Source organism: Pedobacter sp. GR22-6 (genome assembly GCF_037402555.1).
Taxonomy (GTDB): Bacteria; Bacteroidota; Bacteroidia; order Sphingobacteriales; family Sphingobacteriaceae; genus Pedobacter.
Genome location: NZ_JBBEUC010000003.1, coordinates 523,669 through 543,420, shown reverse-complemented (window position 1 = coordinate 543,420; position 19,752 = coordinate 523,669). Strand labels below are relative to the sequence as shown.

Genomic DNA, 19,752 nt, shown 5'->3' with positions numbered 1-19,752 from the left:
GATATGAAGAACAAGATCACCACACTTCAGGATAAAATTAAAATAGCGCAGCTCGGCGGCGGAGAAGCCAGAATCGCCAGTCAGCACCAAAAAGGTAAATTAACTGCCCGCGAACGCCTGCACTTTCTGCTGGACGAAAATTCCTTCGAGGAGATTGGAATGCTGGTTACCCACAGAAGCACCGATTTTGGCATGGAGAAAGAAAAATATCCCGGTGATGGTGTAATTACCGGCTACGGAACCATCGCCGGCAGATTGGTATATGTTTTCTCTCAAGACTTCACGGTTTTCGGTGGTTCCCTCTCAGAAACCCATGCGGAGAAGATCTGTAAGATCATGGAAATGGCAATGAAAAATGGTGCACCCCTGATCGGACTCAATGATAGTGGGGGTGCACGGATCCAGGAAGGTGTAGTTTCCCTTGGCGGTTATGCCGATATCTTCTACCGGAATGTACAGGCATCGGGAGTGATTCCTCAACTATCGGCCATCATGGGACCCTGTGCGGGCGGTGCAGTCTACTCTCCGGCAATTACCGATTTTACCCTGATGGTAGAACATACTTCTTACATGTTCGTAACCGGACCAAATGTGGTCAAAACAGTAACGCATGAGGAAGTGACCGCCGAAGAACTGGGCGGGGCAAATACTCATGCCACTAAATCCGGAGTTACGCATTTCGCCTGTGCAAACGAGTTGGAGGCCATAGATCATGTCAAAAGGTTGCTGAGTTATGTGCCCCAGAACTGCGAGGAGATCCCTTCCGCTTTACCTTATGCAGCAAGTGATGAGGACCGGGTCGCACTGAATTCCATCATGCCGGAAAATGCCAACCAGCCATACGATGTAAGGTCTGTCATCAGCGAAGTTTCTGATGCAGACAGTTTCCTGGAGGTCCATAAAGATTACGCAGAGAACATCGTAGTGGGCTTCGCCAGATTGGCGGGCAGAAGCATTGGTATTGTGGCCAATCAGCCTGCTTACCTCGCTGGTGTGCTGGACAATCACGCCTCAGTTAAGGCTGCGAGGTTTGTTCGTTTTTGCGATTGCTTCAATATCCCCCTATTGGTCTTTGAAGATGTTCCCGGGTTTCTGCCAGGAACAGATCAGGAATGGAATGGCATCATCACTAACGGAGCAAAACTACTGTATGCTTTTAGCGAAGCTACGGTACCGAGAATCACCGTGATCACAAGGAAAGCTTATGGTGGTGCCTATGATGTCATGAACTCTAAACACATAGGTGCCGACCTCAACTATGCCTGGCCAAGCGCAGAAATAGCAGTTATGGGTGCAAAAGGTGCGGCAGAAATCATCTTCAAGAAAGAGATCAGCACCGCTGAAAATCCGGAAGAAAAATGGTTAGAAAAGGAACGTCTGTATTCTGAAATATTTGCCAATCCATACCGAGCAGCGGAAAGAGGCTTCATAGATGAGGTTATTGAACCGGCACAAACCAGGACAAAGCTGATCAAAGCATTCAAGATGCTGGAAAACAAGGTCGTTAACCTCCCGCGCAAAAAGCACGGCAATATTCCACTATAATGAAATTGAACCGCACCGACGTACTTTTGATGGCCTTTTGTACAGGCTTAATTGTGGCCAATATTTACTATTGCCAACCATTGGTAATCCTCGTGGCCCGGGAATTTGGACTTACAGAAAGTCATGCAGGAAAGATCAGCTACCTGACACAGGCAGGCTATGCGCTGGGCCTATTTTTGATCGTACCCCTGGGTGACATGTTCGAGAGACGCAGACAAATCCTGTTAATTACAGGAATGGCTGTTATGTCATTGCTGCTGGCAGGTTTTTCACATTCCTTTTTTCTATTGCAGATCGCATGTGTATTCATTGGCGCCTGTTCTGTAGTACCACAATTGATCTTGCCCATGGCCGCCAATTTAAGTACTGATGAAGACCGTGGCCAGACTATAGGAATCATTATGAGCGGACTGCTTATCGGCATTTTAGCCTCGAGGGCAGTAAGTGGTAGCATCGGCTTCATCTGGGGATGGCGCTCGGTGTATTTTATGGCAGCCGCAATTTGCACCTTATTGTTGTTTCTAATGGCCAAAAGATTTCCAACAAGTCATCCTTCATTTAAAGGTACTTACGCTCAACTGGTGGCATCAATGGGGCATTACATCAAAACTGAACCCGTACTAAGGGAAGCATCGTTGATCAATTTTCTGGCCTTTGCCACATTGAGTGCGTTTTGGACTACCATGGTCCTGTTTCTTGCCAATCCACCATTTAATCTACAAACACTACAAATCGGATTATTTGGGATTGCCGGAGCAGCGGGTGCTTTAGCCGCCCCCTTAGTGGGAAAGTTAAGCGGCGGAATGAATCCACGGAAAAACCTGATCATCGGACTTGCGCTCCAGTTACTCAGCATAGGAACATTTTACTTCACAGGAAACCATCTGTATTTATTTGTAATAGGTATTATCCTGATAGATATCGGTCAACAGGCCATTCACGTGACGAATCAAACAAGGATTTATGCAATCTTACCAGAAGCCCGAAACCGTTTGAATACCGTATTCATGTCGGTGAGCTTTGTCGGTGCGGCCTTTGGTTCCGCGATGGGGCTCTGGTTATGGGAAAAAGGACAGTGGCCTTTCTTTTGTGCTGGCATCAGCACAGTAATCCTGCTCAATATCTGCATCTACTATTTCTATCGAAAAAAATTAAAAGTTTAGCTTATGTCAGTCGTTCACATTGAACAGATCAGAGATGACCTTACCTGGAGAATCCGACACGAGGCCATGTATCCAAACCTGCCCATGGAAGCTGTGAAGTTGGATAACGATGCTGAAGGAATGCACTTTGGATTATTCGCTGATGATCAGTTGGTATCCGTAGTTTCGCTTTTTCATGTGGAAAACGATTACCAGTTCAGGAAATTTGCAACCATCAGCAGTGCACAAGGCCAGGGCTTTGGCTCAGTATTACTCAGTCACATCATTGATCACGTCCGCGACATGGGCGGCAGCAAAATCTGGTGTAATGCCCGGGTATCTGCAGTAGATTTCTACGCTAAATTTGGCTTTCTAAAGACAAATCTGACATCACAAAAACACGGAATTGATTTTGTCATTATGGAGTTACAACTTGACAATTCACTTGGCGCTTAGCCCTTAGTTTCTATATTTGTTTAGAATTATAAATTAAAAAATGACAAAGAAAAAAGACGATAAACAGGAACACGTTCCCGTTGTAAATAAAAAATCACTGGAATTTTTTGAAAAATATATCAACAACCCTTCCCCTACCGGATTCGAATATCCAGGTCAAAAATTATGGCTCGACTATTTGAAACCTTATATCGACGAAAGCTTCATCGACAACTATGGTACTGCTGTAGGTGTAATCAATCCTGAAGCAGAATTCAAGGTAGTGATCGAAGCCCATGCTGATGAGATTTCCTGGTTTGTCAATTACATCACTTCAGATGGATTGATATACGTCATCCGTAATGGGGGCTCTGATCACCAGATCGCTCCTTCCAAAAGAGTAAATATCCATACTGACAAAGGCCTGGTTAAGGCTGTTTTCGGCTGGCCTGCTATCCACACACGCAGTGGAGGGGAAAAAGAAGAGGCACCTGCGCTTAAAAACATTTTCCTGGATTGTGGTTGCACTTCAAAGGAAGAAGTAGAAAAGCTAGGCATCCACGTTGGTTGTGTGATTACTTACGAGGATGAGTTTATGGTTTTGAATGACCGTTATTACGTAGGACGAGCCCTCGACAATAGAGCTGGCGGTTTCATGATCGCAGAAGTTGCAAGATTACTCAGGGAGAATAAAAAGAAACTTCCATTTGGATTATACATTGTGAATTCTGTGCAGGAAGAAATCGGCTTAAGAGGAGCTGAGATGATTGCGCACAGGATCAAACCCAATGTGGCCATCATCACAGATGTGACCCATGACACCTCTACGCCAATGATCAATAAGATCACTCAGGGAGATTTGGCCTGCGGAAAAGGGCCGGTTGTTTCTTATGCGCCTGCCGTACAGACCAATCTAAACAAACTATTGATTCAAACTGCGGAGAAAAATAACATTCCTTTCCAGCGTCAGGCTTCATCGAGATCTACCGGTACAGACACAGATGCCTTTGCTTATTCCAACGGCGGGGTACCTTCTGCACTGATCTCTCTACCTTTACGATACATGCATACCACAGTAGAAATGATCCATAAAGAAGATGTGGATAATGTAATCAGCTTGATTTATCATTCCCTGCTGAATATCGAAAAAGACCACGATTTCAAATACAACAAACAGTCCTAAGTTTTTACCTTGAATATAAACTGAATCACTATTTTCGCTACATGAAACCAACCTTATTAATACTAGCAGCTGGTATGGCGAGTCGCTATGGCAGCATGAAACAAATTGATGGCTTTGGCCCGAACGGTGAAACAATCATTGACTATTCCATATACGATGCAATAAAAGCTGGTTTTGGTAAAGTTGTTTTTATCATTAAAGAAGAATTCCTGGAAGATTTTAAGGCAATTTTTGATGCCAAACTCAAAGGAAAAATTGAAACCGACTATGTTTTTCAAAATTTCGACCTGAAACAATTTGGAATCGAAGAAGAGATTTATCGCGAAAAACCCTGGGGTACTGCTCACGCCATCCTTTCAGGAAGAAATGCCATCAAAGAACCTTTCTGCGTAATTAATGCAGATGATTACTACGGATTTGATGCTTTCCAAAAAATGGTCCACTTCCTAACAACTGAAGCAAACGACAGCAACTACTCCATCGTCGGTTATCAAATCGGAAAAACGTTGTCTGATTTTGGCTCCGTATCACGTGGCGTTTGCAAAACTAATGATGCAGGTTACCTCGAAGACATTACAGAACGTACCCAGGTCTATAAAAAAGGAGAAACAATCGTTTATGAGGAAAATGGAGTTGAATATCCTCTGGAATATGACACCCCTGTTTCTATGAATTTTTGGGGCTTCACACCTGCCGTATTCAAATTAACTGAAGAAATGTTCAGGGTATTTGCGCTGGAAAATAAAGACAAACCAAAAGCAGAATTCTTCATTCCACTAATTGGTGAAAATCTGGTAAAAACCAATACAGCAAGCTTTAAGGTAATTCCAACGGATAGCCAATGGTTTGGCGTTACTTATAAAGAAGACAAACCTTTTGTACAAAACAGCATTGACCAATTGGTAAAAAATGGAATTTATCCAACTAGTCTTTGGAATTAAGTTCTAAATAAAAAGGCCCTGGATGATCATCCAGGGCCTTTTTATTTTGTATGCTATTGTATACTTGAAGATGATTACTTGTTATCGTCTTTCACTTCTTCAAAATCAACGTCTGTAACATTGTCACCAGCATCTGATCCTTGCGCATCGCCTGCTCCGGCTGCACCTTCTGGTTGTGCACCATCCTGACCTGCTTTGTACATATCTTCTGAGGCTGCATTCCATGCATTTTGAAGTTCTGCCTGTGCAGCATCAATATCAGCAAAGTTTCTAGAAGCATGAGCATCTTTCAATTTAGCTAAACCAGCTTCGATAGGTGCTTTTTTATCTGCAGAAATCTTATCGCCAAACTCTTTTAATTGCTTCTCTGTAGAGAAGATTAAAGCATCAGCTCCATTAATCTTTTCTGCTTCTTCCTTAGCTGCTTTGTCAGCTTCTGCATTTTGCTCTGCTTCTTCTTTCATCCTTTTGATCTCATCATCTGTTAAACCTGATGATGCTTCAATACGGATTTTTTGCTCTTTTCCTGTTGCCTTATCTTTAGCAGATACATGTAGGATACCATTTGCATCAATATCAAAAGCAACTTCTACCTGAGGAACTCCGCGTGGAGCTGGTGGAATACCATCAAGAATAAAACGACCAATTGTACGGTTTTGAGCAGCCATCGGACGCTCTCCTTGCAAAATATGAATTTCTACTGAAGGCTGGTTATCAGCAGCAGTTGAAAAAGTCTCTGCTTTCTTAGAAGGAATGGTCGTATTTGCTTCGATTAATTTCGTCATCACGCCACCCATAGTCTCAATACCCAAAGATAGAGGAGTAACATCAAGTAACAATACATCTTTAACTTCTCCGGTTAATACACCACCTTGAATTGCAGCACCAATAGCTACAACCTCATCAGGATTAACGCCTTTAGAAGGTTCTTTGCCGAAAAAGGCTTTTACAGCGTCCTGAATTGCAGGAATCCTGGTTGAACCACCTACCAAAATAATCTCATCAATATCAGAAGTTTTCAAACCAGCATTTTTCAACGCAGATTTACAAGGCTCGATTGTACGTTTAATCAAATCTGCAGCCAGCTGCTCAAACTTAGCACGGCTCAATGTGCGAACCAAATGTTTAGGTCCACTTGCATCAGCAGTGATATAAGGCAAGTTGATTTCTGTAGAAGTTGTGCTTGATAATTCAATTTTTGCTTTTTCAGCAGCTTCCTTCAAACGTTGCAATGCCATTGGATCCTGATGTAAATCCATACCGTTCTCAGTTTTGAATTCATTGGCCAACCAATCGATAATAATGTGGTCAAAGTCATCTCCACCAAGGTGCGTATCACCATCCGTAGATTTCACTTCAAATACACCATCACCCAATTCCAATACAGACACATCATGAGTACCACCACCACAGTCAAACACAACAATTTTCATGTCTTTATGTGCCTTATCCAGACCATAAGCTAAAGCAGCGGCAGTCGGCTCATTGATGATACGTTTAACATTCAATCCCGCAATTTCACCCGCTTCTTTTGTTGCCTGACGTTGTGCATCATTAAAGTAAGCTGGAACGGTAATCACAGCTTCAGTAACTTCATGACCAAGGAAATCTTCAGCAGTTTTTTTCATTTTCTGCAAAATCATTGCAGATATTTCCTGAGGAGTATATTTACGGTCGTCAATCTCCACACGAGGAGTGTTGTTATCGCCTTTTACAACTTTGTATGGAACGCGCGATGCTTCTTTAGAAACTTCAGCAAAACTGCTTCCCATAAATCTTTTAATGGACGAAATTGTTTTTGTTGGGTTAGTGATTGCCTGGCGTTTTGCAGGCTCTCCAACTTTACGCTCACCATTCTCTGCAAAAGCAACAATGGATGGCGTAGTACGTTTACCCTCACTGTTGGCTATAACTACAGGTTCGTTACCTTCCATTACGGCTACGCAAGAGTTTGTTGTTCCTAAGTCTATACCAATAATTTTTGACATGCTATTTATCTATCTATATGTTATAAAATCTTTTTAATTTACAACTGTTTAACAAGCAATGTGCCAATAGGGTTTTGGCAGAAAAAATAGCGGCGGAGCCAGATAACAGGCTTAAAACTGTCCGAATTGGTTAGCCAAAATGTGACACTATGACAGAAATCGATAAGCTAACATGGCATTATTTTTTCTAAATGATGAGTGCCAATTCCAAAATACTGCTTTATCTTTAAAATTTCAATCAATATATCGGACTTGCGTTGATCCGAAATACCGCTCTTCGTACCTACGATCAGTACATTTTTAGGGGTATGCACGTCTGATATAAATTCAAATACCTTCGTCTTATAGCCGAAATATTCTAGAATCAGGGAGCGAATTCCATCTGTAATCATCTCTGCTTGTCGTTCCAGAAAAATGCCATGCTTGGTCATAAAGGATACATCATTTTTCACCTTGTTCTTTTCCATTTCCCTTCTAATTTGTTTATGACAGCAAGGAGCAACTACAATTAATTTAGCTCCTGCTTGAATGCCTTTTATAATAGCGTCGTCGGTAGCTGTATCACAGGCATGTAAAGCAATCAACAAATCAATAGATTCCAATTCATAATTTTCAATAATCCCCTGCACAAACTTCAAATCATTGAATGAAGAACGTGTCGCAATATCACTGCACAAGTCAACCAAGTCCTGGCGATATTCTATTCCAGTAACCTTTGCTTCCAATTGAACAACATTACGCAAATAGTCATATAGGGCAAATGTCAAATAACCTTTGCCTGATCCCATATCAGCTACTTGCCTAATCGATCCTTCTGGCAAACCCTTAATCAAGCTATTTATAATCTCGATATACTGATTGATTTGCCGATATTTATCTTGCGCATTTTTGTATACCTTCCCTGTTGAATCCGAAATTCTCAAGTCCGTTAAGTAAGATTTCCCCGTTGCATTTATGATTCTCTTTTTTTCTTTATCATGCAAAAGATCAACTATAGGTTTTGGGTCAGACTTGCGTTCACGAACAGATAGGACACCCTGCTTATTCAGTTCAAGAATAAATTCCTGCGCAAATGAAAAAACAGTACAAATCCTAAAATCGTTACTCATAAGGGCCACCATTAAGTCTACTCCCTCAGCTATCTGAAAATTCTTAACGATATCCCTGGTTTTATAACGATAGGTAAATGATAGCATATCGTTGCGCTTGATAACGACTTGACGGACGTATATATTTTTTAGCTCTTTAACGTTTCCTTGATAATTTCCGAGGGAAGCTTTAACAAAGGTCCGAGTTGAGATGCTGTTCAGTATGTGATCTCGGAATATAGTAAGTTGTAACTGGTTGGACATATTTATTTAGTGCTAGAAATCTTAAAAACAGAAAAGTAGAAATTGAAAAAAGGCCCTATCCATAAATGAACAGGGCCTTTCCTTAAGAAAAATAAATAATTATTCTCCCTTGTCTTCTTTAGATTCTTCAGCCGACGGTGCTTCAGTCGCTTCTTCCTCAACAACAACCTCTTCAGTTGCAGTAGCAACAGGAGCATCTGATTTTTTAGCTTTGCTTCTTCCACGACGGGTGGTTTTCTTCTCAGCTGCATCAGCCTCTTTACCGTAAACCTCATTGTAATCAACCAACTCGATCAATGCCATTTCAGCATTATCACCCAAACGGTTGTTTAACTTAATGATTCTTGTGTAACCTCCGGGACGATTCGCAACTTTAGCTGCCACATCACGGAATAACTCAGTAACGGTCTCCTTGTCTTGCAAATAACTAAACACAATACGACGTGAATGCGTAGTATCATTTTTTGATTTGGTGATGATAGGCTCAACGTACATACGCAATGCTTTTGCCTTAGCTAAAGTAGTTGAAATCCTTTTGTGTTTAATTAACGAAGAAGCCATATTTGCCAGCATCGCTTTACGATGTGAATCTGTTCTTCCTAAGTGGTTTACTTTTTTACCGTGTCTCATTTTTGAATTTATTCAGTGTATACCGTCTCTTTGAATTTAATCTGAGGGATTTATACACTATTAACAATATGTTATTTGTGCTATATAATTAGCTGTTACTCTTCGTCTAATTTAAATTTCGACAAGTTCATGCCAAATGATAAACTCTTAGATTTAACAAGCTCCTGGATCTCTGTTAAAGATTTCTTACCGAAGTTTCTGAATTTCAACATATCAGCAACATCATAAGAAACAAGATCAGCTAAAGTACGTATGTCAGCTGCTTTAAGGCAGTTTAACGCACGAACAGATAAATCTAAATCAACCAATTCAGTTTTTAAGATCTTCCGCATGTGCAGGATTTCCTCATCCACTTCTTTAGTTTCTTCTTTAGCTTGAGACTCCAATACCAAATTCTCATCAGAGAATAACATGAAGTGCTGGATTAAAATTTTTGCAGCCTCTTTCAATGCTTCCTCCGGGTGGATGGATCCATCCGTAGAAATATCCAGTATTAATTTTTCATAATCTGTCTTTTGCTCAACACGATAGTTTTCGATCGTATATTTCACATTTTTCATTGGCGTGAAAATCGAATCGATTGCAATCACACCAACGACAGCATCATTAACTTTATTTTCTTCTGCTGGTACATAACCACGTCCCTTATTAATGGTCAATTCCACTTCTAAGGTAACTGATTTCTCCATATTACAAATTACGAAGTCAGGATTAAGTACCTCAAAATTGTTAGAGAATTTTGTGATGTCACCAGCAACAAATTGTTCCTGTCCGTTTACTACGATAAAAACTTTCTCAGAATCGCCTGAATCACCAACTTTCTTGAAACGAACTTGTTTCAAGTTCAGAATGATTTCAGTAAGATCCTCTACAACACCTTTCATTGTAGAAAATTCATGAGATACACCAGAAAAACGTATACTTGTAATGGCATAACCTTCTAAAGAAGAAAGTAAAATTCTTCTCAGGGCATTACCAATTGTTACACCGAAACCGGGCTCTAAAGGACGAAATTCAAATATACCATCGAAATCTGTTGATTTCTGCATGATTACCTTATCGGGTTTCTGAAATGCTAAAATTGCCATTTATAATGTTTTTAGATCGTTATTAAAATTATGTAACGTAAAAAAATTAGTTGCCTAAAAAGGCAACTAATTGAATATATTACTTCGAGTATAACTCTACTATAAGGTTCTCTTTGATATTCTCAGGAATCTCATCACGATTCGGATAAGCTAAGAACTTACCGGTCAATTCATTCGCATTCCAATCTAACCAATTGAATTTATTGATTACTCTTCCTGCAACAGAATTAGTGATAGCTTCCAGAGTTTTAGATTTCTCGCGAACGGCTACAACATCACCAGCTTTCAATTGGTATGAAGGAATATTCACTACTTCACCGTTAACTGTTACGTGTTTATGGCTAACTAACTGCCGCGCAGCTGAACGTGTAGTAGCAATACCTAATCTGTAAACTGTGTTGTCTAAACGAGCTTCTAATAATTGCAATAAGTTATCACCAGTAATACCTTCTCTCGAAGATGCTTTGGTAAACAAGTTGCGGAACTGACGCTCCAATACACCATAAGTATATTTAACTTTTTGTTTTTCCATCAACTGTACTGCGTACTCTGATTGCTTTCCTCTCCTTTTTGAGGCACCGTGTTGCCCAGGAGGGTAATTTTTTCTATCTAATACTTTGTCAGGGCCAAAAATAGGCTCTCTGAATTTACGCGCGATTTTGGACTTTGGTCCTGTATATCTTGCCATTGCTTTTTGTTTTAAAGTATCATGCAACCTGTAGCTGCAGACTCTTAGCTTTAAAAATTAATAAATTAAACTCTTCTCTTCTTAGGAGGACGACATCCATTGTGTGGAAGCGGTGTAATATCTTTGATCGAGGTAACTTCGATACCTGAAACCTGCAATGTTCTGATTGCTGATTCACGGCCCGAACCCGGTCCTTTAACAAAAACCTCTACTTTACGCAGACCTAAGTCAAACGCTACCTTACCGCAATCAGATGCAGCTTGTCCAGCAGCATATGGAGTATTCTTTTTAGAACCCTTGAAACCCATTTTACCTGCAGAAGACCATGATATAGTTTGACCATTGTTATTTGTCAAAGTAACAATGATATTGTTAAAAGTAGCATTGATGTGTGCCTGACCAACAGGCTCTATAACAACAATACGCTTTTTGGTAACTTTTTTACTCTTAGCCATAATTATTATTCAGTACTAATTTTATTTAGTAGCTTTTTTCTTGTTTGCAACTGTTTTTCTCTTTCCTTTACGTGTACGAGAATTGTTTTTAGTACGTTGACCACGCACTGGCAAACCTTTCCTGTGACGCAAACCACGGTAACAACCAATGTCCATTAAACGTTTAATGTTCAGTTGAACTTCAGAACGTAAAGCACCTTCCACTTTAACGCCATCGTTGATGATGGTACGGATTGCTGATAATTCATCATCAGACCAGTCCTGTACTTTTTTGCTCAAATCGATACCTGCTTCAGTCAATATACGCTGAGCAGTTGATCTACCTATTCCGAAGATATAAGTTAATCCGATTTCGCCTCTCTTGTTTCTTGGTAAATCTATACCTGATATCCTTGCCATATTTGTATTTAGCGATTTTGATTCACGACCTTGGATTTACGATTACGATTAAAGAACTCACGTCCTGTATAATCCAATAAGAATTCGTAAACCTAAAATCTAAATTTTAATTAACCTTGACGTTGCTTAAATTTAGGGTTTTTCTTGTTGATTACGTAAAGTTTACCTTTACGACGAATAACCTTACAATCAGCGCTACGTTTTTTAATTGATGACCTAACTTTCATTTTATTTATATCTATAAGTAATCCTGCCTTTTGATAAATCGTAAGGCGACATCTCTAATTTTACTTTGTCTCCCGGTAAAATTTTGATGTAGTGCATCCTCATTTTTCCCGAAATATGTGCGATTATCTCATGACCGTTTTCGAGTTCAACCCGAAACATTGCATTGGACAACGCTTCTTTTATTACACCGTCTTGTTCAATTGAGGCTTGTTTAGCCATATAATATTGATTTTTACTTAATTAGCTGCTATTAAACAGGGTTGCAAAATTAAATAAAAAATTTTAATTATTTACTTTTTTTCTATTAAAACTTCTTCTATTAATGAAAAGGTCGATAAAACATCTGCCCTCCCCTTTTTTACAGCCACTGTATGCTCAAAATGCGCAGACGGTCTATTATCCTTACTGGTAACGGTCCAACCATCTGACCAAAATTTAACACTGGCAGTACCAGCATTAATCATTGGCTCAATAGCGATCACCATTCCTTCTTCCAACTTAATACCGCTACCTCGCTTACCGTAATTAGGAACCTCAGGCTTCTCATGCAACTTTACGCCTACACCGTGTCCTACAAGCTCCCTAACTACCCCAAATCCATTACGCTCTGCTAAATCCTGAACAGCGAATCCCACGTCTCCGATCCTGGATCCAACGATAGCCTTATCAATGGCCCGTTGAAGACATTCCTGGGTGACTTCAACCAACTTTTTCTTCTCTTCACTTATTTCGCCAATCGAGAATGTATACGCTGAATCGCCAAAATAATTATTCTTGATCACACCACAATCCACAGAAATAAGATCTCCCTCCTGAATTACATAGTCGCTTGGAAAACCATGAACTACCTGTTCATTCGGAGATATACACAAGGAATATGGAAAACCATTGTAATTTAAAAAGGCCGGGACCGCTCCATGATCTTGAATAAAGGTCTCGGCCAATTTATTTAGTGACTTAGTTGTAATCCCTGGATTGATCACCTTAGCTACTTCCGCAAGAGTTCTGGAAACCAATAAGGAACTCTCTCTGATCAGCTCTATCTCCTCAAGAGATTTGTAATAGATTTTGGACATTAATATTTATTAAATCACAGCATTGCTACCGCTCGCAGGAGCAGGAATGCCAGACCTTCCAGTAACACGACCAGTCTTCATTAAGCCGTCATAATGACGCATCAACAAATAACTTTCAATCTGTTGCAAGGTATCCAATACAACGCCTACCAAAATCAAAAGTGACGTTCCACCATAAAAATGAGCGAACTCTGATTTTATCCCAAATTTCACAGCTATGGATGGAAGAATAGCGATGATCGCCAAAAACACCGCTCCAGGAAAAGTGATTTTTGAAATCACGTCATCAATGAACGACGAAGTAGCTAATCCAGGTTTAATTCCAGGAATAAATCCACCATTCTTTTTCATATCATCCGACATTTGGGTTGGATTGACAGTTATAGCCGTATAGAAAAATGTAAATGCAATGATCAGGAAAGCAAATGTCAGACTGTAAGCCAATGAAGTGTAATCACTAAATTGCGTAAGCCAGGTATTCTGTAATGAAGGGAAAAACTGCGTAAGTGTTGCCGGGATGAACATCAACGCCTGAGCGAAGATGATCGGCATTACGCCAGCTGCATTAACCTTCAATGGAATATACTGTCTAACTCCGCCAAACTGCCTGTTTCCAACAATACGTTTAGCATATTGAACAGGCACTTTGCGCACTCCCTGAACAATCATAATGGTAAACATTACAACTGCAAACAGCGCAACGATCTCGATGACCAGGGCCACCGGACCACCTTCACCTGCTATTCTGGAGGTTCCCTCCTGATAAAGCGCAACAGGAAGCCTGGCAATGATACCTACCATAATGATCAATGAAATACCATTACCGATACCTTTGTCTGTAATCTTCTCACCAAGCCACATCACAAATAAAGTTCCAGCTGCCAAAACAAAGGTAGCAAGCACAAAGAAAAGTGTGTGATCAATTACGATCGCTTGTTGGGGAACCTGAGTCTTCACATAGCCAACTGCCTGAACAGCAGTAATTGCTACGGTAAGATAACGGGTAATCTGATTCAGCTTTTTTCTACCACTTTCGCCTTCCTTTTGCATCTTCTGAAATGAAGGTACTGCAATTCCCAGTAGCTGAACTACGATTGACGCAGAAATATAAGGCATAACTCCCAGTGCCAAAATAGACACACGGGAAAATGATCCTCCGGCAAACATATCCAATAGACCCAAAAGGCCTGACTTTTCATTATCGCCTAAAAGAGTTGCATCTACACCTGGCAAAACCACGTGAGAAACAAATCTATATATCAAAAGAATCATGAGCGTAAATACTATACGCTCTTTTAATTCTTGAATTTTCCAAATATTACTTAAAGTAGTAAACAGCTTCTTCATTAATTACAATTTTTCGATTGAGCCTCCAACAGCTTCGATAGCTTTTTGTGCAGCTGCAGAAAAAGCATGGGCTTTAACTTCTAATTTAGATTTAACCTCGCCACGTGCAAGAACTTTCACTAAGTCGTTCTTAGACGCCAGGCCATGTTCCTGAAGTGTTGCAAAATCTATCGAAGTCAATTCAAATCTTTCTGCCAAACCTTGTAGAACATCTAAGTTAACACCAACATATTCAACACGGTTGATAGGTTTGAAACCAACTTTAGGTACACGACGTTGTAATGGCATTTGACCACCTTCGAAACCAATTTTGGTTTTGTGTCCAGAACGGGATCCAGCACCTTTATGACCACGAGTGGAAGTACCACCACGACCAGAACCAGTACCACGACCAATCCTTTTACTATTTTTTGTAGAACCTGCTGCAGGTTTTAAATTACTTAAGTTCATTTTTTGAAACTTATTGTGTTGCCCTTCGCTTTCACTAATCAGGGACAACGGTTAAACAATATACAAAGGTTGCAAATGTAATTATATAAACTACATTTACAACCTTTAGTCATTATAAATTCTCGATAGCAACCAAGTGGTTAACTTTCCTTACCATTCCGATAATGGCAGATGTTGCTTCAACCTCTACACTTTGGTTCATTTTAGTTAAACCTAAAGCCTGCATTGTTCTCTTTTGGCGCTCGCTTCTGTCGATAATGCTTTTTATCTGGGTTATTTTGATCTTCGCCATAATATTATCCGTTAAAAACTTTATTTAAATCTACGCCACGTTGCTGAGCTACTGTATAAGCATCACGCATCTTTGTCAATGCATCAACAGTTGCTTTAACCACGTTGTGTGGATTTGAAGAACCTTTTGATTTTGCCAATACGTTATGTACTCCAGCACTTTCCAACACCGCACGCATTGCACCACCGGCAATAACTCCGGTACCGACAGCCGCTGGCTTAATCAGGACAAAACCACCAGAGAATTTACCAATTTGCTCATGAGGAACAGTACCGTTCAACAATGGAACTTTAACCAAATTCTTCTTAGCATCATCCACGCCTTTAGCGATGGCTTCTGTAACCTCTTTCGCTTTACCCAATCCATAACCTACGATTCCGTTCTCGTCGCCCACAACCACAATGGCTGAGAAGCTGAAAGTACGTCCACCTTTAGTTACTTTGGCAACGCGTTGTATGCTAACTAAACGATCTTTCAATTCGATCTCGCTAGTCTTAACTCTTTTTATATTGATAGTTGACATTCTTATCCTATTTTCAGATTAAAATACTAAACCAGCTTCGCGAGCACCTTCTGCCAACGATTTAACACGTCCATGGTATAAGTAGCCATTTCTATCGAAAACAACTTCTTTAACACCTGCTGCTATTGCTTTCTCAGCAACCAATTTACCAACAGCCACTGACTGCTCAGATTTGCTACCGGTACCAGCAAAGTCTTTAGATAAAGATGAAGCCGATACAATTGTATTGCCGGTTACGTCGTTAATGATTTGAGCATAAATTCCTTTATTGCTTCTATAAACCGATAAACGTGGACGGCTTTCAGAACCTGTTAATCTTTTTCTGATTCCTTTTTTTATACGATCTCTACGAGATAATTTTTTCCCTGCCATGATGATTATTTTTTAGAAGCCGATTTACCTGCTTTTCTTCTTAACACTTCGCCTACAAACTTGATACCTTTACCTTTATAAGGCTCTGGAGTACGTAACGAACGAATCTTCGCTGCTACCTGACCAATCAATTGTTTATCGATACTCTCTAAAATGATCTTAGGAGTCTGACCTTTTTCTGAAGTTGTTGTTACTTTAATTTCTTCCGGTAATTGGAATACATAGTGGTGAGAATAACCTAAAACAAGATCCAAAGTATTTCCCTGGTTAGTAGCACGGTAACCCACACCTACCAATTCTTGTTGTATTTTATAACCTTCTGTTACACCAACAACCATATTATTCAACAATGAACGGTACAAACCATGTAACGCTTTATGTCTTTTTTGCTCTGATGGACGTTGTACAGTAAGTACGCCGTCTTCTTGACTTACAGTGATATCTGAATCTACTGCTTGAGTTAACTCTCCTTTTGGTCCTTTTACAGTTACTACATTCTCTTTAGAAACAGTAATGGTAACACCAGCAGGCACAGTAATTGGGGCTTTTCCTATTCTTGACATTTTGCTATCCTCCTTTAATTAATAAACGTGACACAAAACTTCGCCACCAATGTTAAGTTTAGCAGCTTCTTTATCAGTCATAACACCCTTAGATGTAGATAAAATTGCGATACCTAAACCGTTTAATACTCTTGGCATATTTTCAACACCGGCATATTGCCTTAAGCCTGGTTTGCTGATACGTACTAATGTGCGGATAGCCGGGATTTTTGTGATGGCATTGTATTTTAATGCAATCTTAATTGTTCCCTGAGCTGTAGTATCCTCAAATTTGTAGTTAGCAATGTAACCTTTGTCAAAAAGTACTTTAGTAATTTCCTTTTTAAGGTTAGACGCAGGAATCTCTACAATTCTGTGATTTGCCTTGATGGCATTTCTTACCCTTGTAAGATAATCTGCTATTGGATCTGTATTCATTTTTTATATAGTTGTGATAGTGGTTTCCTTCCCGACCTATTCGGGGCGACCTGCCATCGGTTAAAATTTTTATTAGAGCTTGAGGGAAGACCCCTCAAGCACAAAAGAAAGCTGGGACTACCAGCTTGCTTTTCTTACTCCAGGTATTTTACCTGCTAAAGCCATATCACGGAACAATACCCTTGATATACCGAAAGTACGCATATAACCACGAGGACGACCTGTCAATTTGCAACGGTTGTGCAAACGAACTGCTGAAGAGTTCTTAGGTAACTTGTCTAATCCTTCATAATCACCAGCTGCTTTTAATTCTGCACGTTTCTCTGCATATTTAGCAACCAATTTCTGACGCTTAATTTCGCGAGCTTTTACACCTTCTTTTGCCATTATTGCTCTGTTTTTTGATTTTTAAATGGTAACCCAAATTGTTTTAACAATTCCAATGCTTCAACGTCTGTAGTAGCAGATGTTACAAATGTAATATCCATTCCTAAAATCTTATTGATTTTATCGATGTTGATCTCAGGGAAGATGATTTGTTCAGTAACACCTAATGTGTAGTTACCTTTTCCATCAAAACCTTTATCATTGATACCTTTGAAATCACGGATACGTGGCAAAGCTACGGAAATTAAACGATCTAAAAACTCATACATGTTGTTATCACGTAAAGTTACACGTACACCAACTGGCATACCTTTACGCAACTTGAAGTTAGAGATATCTTTTTTAGACTTAGCGCCAACTGCCTGCTGACCAGAAATGGTTGTCATCTCTAAAATAGAGCTGTCCATAATTTTCTTGTCAGTAACAGAGAAACGACCAACACCTTGGTTGATAGAAATTTTCTCCAACTTAGGAACTTGCATTACGCTTTTGTAATTGAACTTATCTTTAAGTGCAGTTACAATCTCCTCTTTATATTTACTTTTTAATCTTGGTACGTAAGCCATTATTTGATCTCCTCTCCTGATTTTTTAGATACCCTAACTAATTTCCCATCAGCGTTAAGCTTTCTGCCAACGCGAGTGATGTTACCTGATTTAGGATCGATCAACGCCACGTTAGAAATATGAAGAGCAGCTTCTTTTTTTATGATACCACCGTTTGGTGTAGCAGCATTTGGTTTTGTATGTTTTGATACAAGGTTAACGCCCTCAACCAGGATTCTGCTTTTAGTAGCTAATACTGAAAGCACTGTACCTTGCTGACCTTTCGAATCGCCGGCTATAACCTTTACTAAATCTCCTTTACGGATCTTTACTTTTGGTGTAGTTACTTTATTTTTCATTTTATAATACCTCCGGTGCTAATGATACAATTTTCATGAATTGTTTTTCACGCAGTTCTCTCGCTACCGGGCCAAAAATACGTGTACCGCGCGGCTCATCTTGTGCATTTAATAATACTGCTGCATTGTCGTCGAAACGGATGTAAGAACCATCTTTACGTCTGATCTCTTTCTTTGTTCTTACAACAACTGCTTTAGAAACTGTTCCTTTCTTAATGTTTCCGGAAGGCAATGCACTTTTAACGGTAACAACGATTTTGTCACCAATAGAAGCATATCTCTTTCCAGTACCACCAAGTACACGGATAACCAATACTTCTTTTGCGCCGCTATTATCGGCTACGTTTAATCTTGATTCCTGTTGTACCATGTTATTTAGCCCTTTCTAAAATTTCCACTAATCTCCAGTTCTTGTTTTTACTCAGCGGACGAGTCTCCATGATCAGTACTGTATCACCAATACCGCAATCGTTTTTCTCGTCATGAGCCATAAATTTGGTAGTTTTCTTAACAAACTTACCATAGATCGGGTGTTTCACTTTACGCTCTACCGCTACAACAATAGATTTATCCATCTTGTTGCTTACCACCAACCCGGTTCTTGTTTTTCTTAATTGTCTTTCCATTTCGACTCTAAAGTTATTTAGTTTCAGTAGCAGACTCAGCTTTACGCTTAGTCACTTCAGTGTTTAATCGGGCGATATCTCTTCTTACTTTACGTATGCGGGAAGGATTTTCAATAGCCGATATTGTGTGCGCAAATTTCAACTTTACTAAGTTTTCAGTTTCTTCTGCAATCCTGGCTACTAGTTCTTCTTGTGAAAGCCCTGTTATTTCTGAGTTCTTCATTTTATTAATTTTTATGTTGCGGGTCTAGAGGTTGTAATAACAAGTTACTTACAACATTCAACCCAAAACTTTCTATGCTTCTACGTAATCTCTACGTACTACAAATTTTGTTTGGATAGGTAATTTTTGAGCGGCCAATCTCATTGCTTCTTTAGCAACTTCTAAAGGAACACCTTCGGCTTCAAAAATAATGCGTCCGGGTCTAACTACGGCTACCCAATATTCAGGAGCACCCTTACCTTTACCCATACGTACCTCAGCTGGTTTTTTAGTTACCGGTTTGTCCGGGAATATCCTAATCCACACCTGGCCTTCACGTTTCATGAAACGAGTTACCGCAATACGGGCTGCCTCTATCTGACGACTGGTAATCCAGGTCGACTCTAAAGATTTAATCCCGAAAGACCCGAATGACAATTCAGCACCACGAGTTGCTAAACCTTTCATTCTGCCCTTTTGCATCTTTCTGAACTTCGTTCTTTTTGGCTGTAACATTTT

General features: G+C 39.9%; 29 protein-coding genes. 5 read left to right on the top strand and 24 right to left on the bottom strand.

Annotated features, from left to right (window positions below; translation table 11 throughout):
• Positions 1 to 3: 3 nt before the first annotated feature.
• Genes WAE59_RS16295 through WAE59_RS16275 form a run of 5 tightly spaced genes read left to right on the top strand, consistent with a single transcriptional unit; the run spans position 4 to position 5,246 of the window.
• Complete coding sequence (locus WAE59_RS16295; RefSeq protein WP_337857030.1) at positions 4 to 1,545, top strand: acyl-CoA carboxylase subunit beta; 1,542 nt, start codon at positions 4 to 6, stop codon at positions 1,543 to 1,545.
• The gene (locus WAE59_RS16290) at positions 1,545 to 2,708 is read left to right on the top strand and encodes an MFS transporter (RefSeq protein WP_337857029.1); all 1,164 of its coding nucleotides are present in this window, start codon (positions 1,545 to 1,547) and stop codon (positions 2,706 to 2,708) included. Before WAE59_RS16295 ends, WAE59_RS16290 begins: the two co-directional genes overlap by 1 nt.
• A gap of 3 nt (positions 2,709 to 2,711) precedes the next feature.
• Positions 2,712 to 3,143, top strand: a complete 432-nt coding sequence (locus WAE59_RS16285) for a GNAT family N-acetyltransferase (RefSeq protein ID WP_337857028.1) — start codon at positions 2,712 to 2,714, stop codon at positions 3,141 to 3,143.
• 40 nt (positions 3,144 to 3,183) lie between these two features.
• Positions 3,184 to 4,305 (top strand): M42 family metallopeptidase, encoded by a 1,122-nt coding sequence (locus tag WAE59_RS16280; protein WP_337857027.1) that lies wholly within the window; start codon positions 3,184 to 3,186, stop codon positions 4,303 to 4,305.
• A 41-nt stretch (positions 4,306 to 4,346) separates the two neighbouring features.
• Positions 4,347 to 5,246: a nucleotidyltransferase family protein gene (locus WAE59_RS16275; RefSeq protein ID WP_337857026.1), complete on the top strand. Its 900-nt coding sequence runs from the start codon at positions 4,347 to 4,349 to the stop codon at positions 5,244 to 5,246.
• Positions 5,247 to 5,320: 74 nt separating this feature from the next.
• On the opposite strand, the gene dnaK is transcribed toward WAE59_RS16275, so the two are convergent.
• The 24 genes from dnaK to rplP all read right to left on the bottom strand — a co-directional run bounded on the left by dnaK (position 5,321) and on the right by rplP (position 19,749).
• The gene (dnaK, locus tag WAE59_RS16270; RefSeq protein WP_337857025.1) at positions 5,321 to 7,234 is read right to left on the bottom strand and encodes a molecular chaperone DnaK; all 1,914 of its coding nucleotides are present in this window, start codon (positions 7,232 to 7,234) and stop codon (positions 5,321 to 5,323) included.
• Between the two features lie 167 nt (positions 7,235 to 7,401).
• The gene (locus tag WAE59_RS16265; protein ID WP_337857024.1) at positions 7,402 to 8,430 is read right to left on the bottom strand and encodes a class I SAM-dependent methyltransferase; all 1,029 of its coding nucleotides are present in this window, start codon (positions 8,428 to 8,430) and stop codon (positions 7,402 to 7,404) included.
• Between the two features lie 255 nt (positions 8,431 to 8,685).
• A complete protein-coding gene (rplQ, locus tag WAE59_RS16260; RefSeq protein ID WP_337857023.1) occupies positions 8,686 to 9,216 on the bottom strand; it encodes a 50S ribosomal protein L17 in 531 nt (176 codons plus the stop codon).
• 95 nt (positions 9,217 to 9,311) lie between these two features.
• A complete protein-coding gene (locus WAE59_RS16255; RefSeq protein ID WP_337857022.1) occupies positions 9,312 to 10,304 on the bottom strand; it encodes a DNA-directed RNA polymerase subunit alpha in 993 nt (330 codons plus the stop codon).
• Positions 10,305 to 10,383: 79 nt separating this feature from the next.
• Positions 10,384 to 10,992: a 30S ribosomal protein S4 gene (gene rpsD / locus WAE59_RS16250; RefSeq protein ID WP_048907704.1), complete on the bottom strand. Its 609-nt coding sequence runs from the start codon at positions 10,990 to 10,992 to the stop codon at positions 10,384 to 10,386.
• Between the two features lie 65 nt (positions 10,993 to 11,057).
• On the bottom strand, positions 11,058 to 11,447 hold the full coding sequence (gene rpsK / locus WAE59_RS16245) for a 30S ribosomal protein S11 (protein WP_048907426.1): 390 nt from the start codon (positions 11,445 to 11,447) through the stop codon (positions 11,058 to 11,060).
• 21 nt (positions 11,448 to 11,468) lie between these two features.
• Positions 11,469 to 11,846 (bottom strand): 30S ribosomal protein S13, encoded by a 378-nt coding sequence (gene rpsM, locus WAE59_RS16240; protein ID WP_048907427.1) that lies wholly within the window; start codon positions 11,844 to 11,846, stop codon positions 11,469 to 11,471.
• A gap of 110 nt (positions 11,847 to 11,956) precedes the next feature.
• Positions 11,957 to 12,073: a type B 50S ribosomal protein L36 gene (gene ykgO, locus WAE59_RS16235; RefSeq protein ID WP_008244551.1), complete on the bottom strand. Its 117-nt coding sequence runs from the start codon at positions 12,071 to 12,073 to the stop codon at positions 11,957 to 11,959.
• Between the two features lies 1 nt (position 12,074).
• Positions 12,075 to 12,293 carry a translation initiation factor IF-1 gene (gene infA, locus WAE59_RS16230; RefSeq protein WP_048907428.1) on the bottom strand — a complete coding sequence of 73 codons (219 nt, stop codon included), beginning with the start codon at positions 12,291 to 12,293 and terminating at the stop codon, positions 12,075 to 12,077.
• A gap of 71 nt (positions 12,294 to 12,364) precedes the next feature.
• Positions 12,365 to 13,150, bottom strand: a complete 786-nt coding sequence (gene map / locus WAE59_RS16225) for a type I methionyl aminopeptidase (RefSeq protein WP_337857021.1) — start codon at positions 13,148 to 13,150, stop codon at positions 12,365 to 12,367.
• Between the two features lie 9 nt (positions 13,151 to 13,159).
• On the bottom strand, positions 13,160 to 14,497 hold the full coding sequence (gene secY, locus WAE59_RS16220) for a preprotein translocase subunit SecY (RefSeq protein ID WP_337857020.1): 1,338 nt from the start codon (positions 14,495 to 14,497) through the stop codon (positions 13,160 to 13,162).
• A gap of 3 nt (positions 14,498 to 14,500) precedes the next feature.
• Complete coding sequence (gene rplO, locus WAE59_RS16215; protein ID WP_337857019.1) at positions 14,501 to 14,947, bottom strand: 50S ribosomal protein L15; 447 nt, start codon at positions 14,945 to 14,947, stop codon at positions 14,501 to 14,503.
• Positions 14,948 to 15,059: 112 nt separating this feature from the next.
• The gene (gene rpmD, locus WAE59_RS16210) at positions 15,060 to 15,239 is read right to left on the bottom strand and encodes a 50S ribosomal protein L30 (RefSeq protein WP_337857018.1); all 180 of its coding nucleotides are present in this window, start codon (positions 15,237 to 15,239) and stop codon (positions 15,060 to 15,062) included.
• Between the two features lie 4 nt (positions 15,240 to 15,243).
• Positions 15,244 to 15,762, bottom strand: coding sequence for a 30S ribosomal protein S5 (gene rpsE / locus WAE59_RS16205; protein WP_084237681.1), 519 nt, complete (start codon positions 15,760 to 15,762; stop codon positions 15,244 to 15,246).
• A gap of 18 nt (positions 15,763 to 15,780) precedes the next feature.
• Positions 15,781 to 16,134, bottom strand: a complete 354-nt coding sequence (rplR, locus tag WAE59_RS16200) for a 50S ribosomal protein L18 (RefSeq protein ID WP_337857017.1) — start codon at positions 16,132 to 16,134, stop codon at positions 15,781 to 15,783.
• 5 nt (positions 16,135 to 16,139) lie between these two features.
• Entirely contained in the window at positions 16,140 to 16,697 is a 558-nt protein-coding gene (gene rplF, locus WAE59_RS16195; RefSeq protein WP_337857016.1) for a 50S ribosomal protein L6, read from the bottom strand.
• Between the two features lie 18 nt (positions 16,698 to 16,715).
• Positions 16,716 to 17,114, bottom strand: a complete 399-nt coding sequence (rpsH, locus tag WAE59_RS16190; RefSeq protein ID WP_048907435.1) for a 30S ribosomal protein S8 — start codon at positions 17,112 to 17,114, stop codon at positions 16,716 to 16,718.
• Positions 17,115 to 17,231: 117 nt separating this feature from the next.
• A complete protein-coding gene (gene rpsN, locus WAE59_RS16185) occupies positions 17,232 to 17,501 on the bottom strand; it encodes a 30S ribosomal protein S14 (protein WP_012780786.1) in 270 nt (89 codons plus the stop codon).
• Positions 17,501 to 18,067: a 50S ribosomal protein L5 gene (rplE, locus tag WAE59_RS16180; RefSeq protein ID WP_337857015.1), complete on the bottom strand. Its 567-nt coding sequence runs from the start codon at positions 18,065 to 18,067 to the stop codon at positions 17,501 to 17,503. The genes rpsN and rplE overlap by 1 nt, the downstream gene beginning before the upstream one ends.
• Complete coding sequence (rplX, locus tag WAE59_RS16175) at positions 18,067 to 18,405, bottom strand: 50S ribosomal protein L24 (protein ID WP_136835526.1); 339 nt, start codon at positions 18,403 to 18,405, stop codon at positions 18,067 to 18,069. Before rplX ends, rplE begins: the two co-directional genes overlap by 1 nt.
• 1 nt (position 18,406) lies before the next feature.
• Positions 18,407 to 18,775 (bottom strand): 50S ribosomal protein L14, encoded by a 369-nt coding sequence (gene rplN, locus WAE59_RS16170; RefSeq protein WP_008244575.1) that lies wholly within the window; start codon positions 18,773 to 18,775, stop codon positions 18,407 to 18,409.
• Position 18,776: 1 nt separating this feature from the next.
• Positions 18,777 to 19,031 (bottom strand): 30S ribosomal protein S17, encoded by a 255-nt coding sequence (rpsQ, locus tag WAE59_RS16165; RefSeq protein ID WP_048907439.1) that lies wholly within the window; start codon positions 19,029 to 19,031, stop codon positions 18,777 to 18,779.
• A 13-nt stretch (positions 19,032 to 19,044) separates the two neighbouring features.
• The gene (rpmC, locus tag WAE59_RS16160; protein ID WP_337857014.1) at positions 19,045 to 19,254 is read right to left on the bottom strand and encodes a 50S ribosomal protein L29; all 210 of its coding nucleotides are present in this window, start codon (positions 19,252 to 19,254) and stop codon (positions 19,045 to 19,047) included.
• Between the two features lie 72 nt (positions 19,255 to 19,326).
• Complete coding sequence (gene rplP / locus WAE59_RS16155) at positions 19,327 to 19,749, bottom strand: 50S ribosomal protein L16 (protein WP_048907441.1); 423 nt, start codon at positions 19,747 to 19,749, stop codon at positions 19,327 to 19,329.
• Positions 19,750 to 19,752 lie beyond the last annotated feature (3 nt).

Bases quoted from the DNA above. Each gene is read 5' to 3' on its own strand.
- rplQ (WP_337857023.1), bottom strand. From the start codon at position 9,216: ATGAGACACGGTAAAAAAGTAAACCACTTAGGAAGAACAGATTCACAT.
- rpsE (WP_084237681.1), bottom strand. From the start codon at position 15,762: ATGTCAACTATCAATATAAAAAGAGTTAAGACTAGCGAGATCGAATTG.
- WAE59_RS16280 (WP_337857027.1), top strand. From the start codon at position 3,184: ATGACAAAGAAAAAAGACGATAAACAGGAACACGTTCCCGTTGTAAAT.
- rplF (WP_337857016.1), bottom strand. From the start codon at position 16,697: ATGTCAAGAATAGGAAAAGCCCCAATTACTGTGCCTGCTGGTGTTACC.
- rpsH (WP_048907435.1), bottom strand. From the start codon at position 17,114: ATGAATACAGATCCAATAGCAGATTATCTTACAAGGGTAAGAAATGCC.
- map (WP_337857021.1), bottom strand. From the start codon at position 13,150: ATGTCCAAAATCTATTACAAATCTCTTGAGGAGATAGAGCTGATCAGA.
- rpsN (WP_012780786.1), bottom strand. From the start codon at position 17,501: ATGGCAAAAGAAGGTGTAAAAGCTCGCGAAATTAAGCGTCAGAAATTG.
- secY (WP_337857020.1), bottom strand. From the start codon at position 14,497: ATGAAGAAGCTGTTTACTACTTTAAGTAATATTTGGAAAATTCAAGAA.
- rpmD (WP_337857018.1), bottom strand. From the start codon at position 15,239: ATGGCGAAGATCAAAATAACCCAGATAAAAAGCATTATCGACAGAAGC.
- WAE59_RS16265 (WP_337857024.1), bottom strand. From the start codon at position 8,430: ATGCTATCATTTACCTATCGTTATAAAACCAGGGATATCGTTAAGAAT.
- ykgO (WP_008244551.1), bottom strand. From the start codon at position 12,073: ATGAAAGTTAGGTCATCAATTAAAAAACGTAGCGCTGATTGTAAGGTT.
- rplE (WP_337857015.1), bottom strand. From the start codon at position 18,067: ATGGCTTACGTACCAAGATTAAAAAGTAAATATAAAGAGGAGATTGTA.
- rpsD (WP_048907704.1), bottom strand. From the start codon at position 10,992: ATGGCAAGATATACAGGACCAAAGTCCAAAATCGCGCGTAAATTCAGA.
- rplN (WP_008244575.1), bottom strand. From the start codon at position 18,775: ATGGTACAACAGGAATCAAGATTAAACGTAGCCGATAATAGCGGCGCA.
- rpsM (WP_048907427.1), bottom strand. From the start codon at position 11,846: ATGGCAAGGATATCAGGTATAGATTTACCAAGAAACAAGAGAGGCGAA.
- rpsQ (WP_048907439.1), bottom strand. From the start codon at position 19,031: ATGGAAAGACAATTAAGAAAAACAAGAACCGGGTTGGTGGTAAGCAAC.
- WAE59_RS16275 (WP_337857026.1), top strand. From the start codon at position 4,347: ATGAAACCAACCTTATTAATACTAGCAGCTGGTATGGCGAGTCGCTAT.
- WAE59_RS16255 (WP_337857022.1), bottom strand. From the start codon at position 10,304: ATGGCAATTTTAGCATTTCAGAAACCCGATAAGGTAATCATGCAGAAA.
- WAE59_RS16285 (WP_337857028.1), top strand. From the start codon at position 2,712: ATGTCAGTCGTTCACATTGAACAGATCAGAGATGACCTTACCTGGAGA.
- rpsK (WP_048907426.1), bottom strand. From the start codon at position 11,447: ATGGCTAAGAGTAAAAAAGTTACCAAAAAGCGTATTGTTGTTATAGAG.
- rplO (WP_337857019.1), bottom strand. From the start codon at position 14,947: ATGAACTTAAGTAATTTAAAACCTGCAGCAGGTTCTACAAAAAATAGT.
- WAE59_RS16290 (WP_337857029.1), top strand. From the start codon at position 1,545: ATGAAATTGAACCGCACCGACGTACTTTTGATGGCCTTTTGTACAGGC.
- rplP (WP_048907441.1), bottom strand. From the start codon at position 19,749: ATGTTACAGCCAAAAAGAACGAAGTTCAGAAAGATGCAAAAGGGCAGA.
- rplR (WP_337857017.1), bottom strand. From the start codon at position 16,134: ATGGCAGGGAAAAAATTATCTCGTAGAGATCGTATAAAAAAAGGAATC.
- infA (WP_048907428.1), bottom strand. From the start codon at position 12,293: ATGGCTAAACAAGCCTCAATTGAACAAGACGGTGTAATAAAAGAAGCG.
- WAE59_RS16295 (WP_337857030.1), top strand. From the start codon at position 4: ATGAAGAACAAGATCACCACACTTCAGGATAAAATTAAAATAGCGCAG.
- dnaK (WP_337857025.1), bottom strand. From the start codon at position 7,234: ATGTCAAAAATTATTGGTATAGACTTAGGAACAACAAACTCTTGCGTA.
- rpmC (WP_337857014.1), bottom strand. From the start codon at position 19,254: ATGAAGAACTCAGAAATAACAGGGCTTTCACAAGAAGAACTAGTAGCC.
- rplX (WP_136835526.1), bottom strand. From the start codon at position 18,405: ATGAAAAATAAAGTAACTACACCAAAAGTAAAGATCCGTAAAGGAGAT.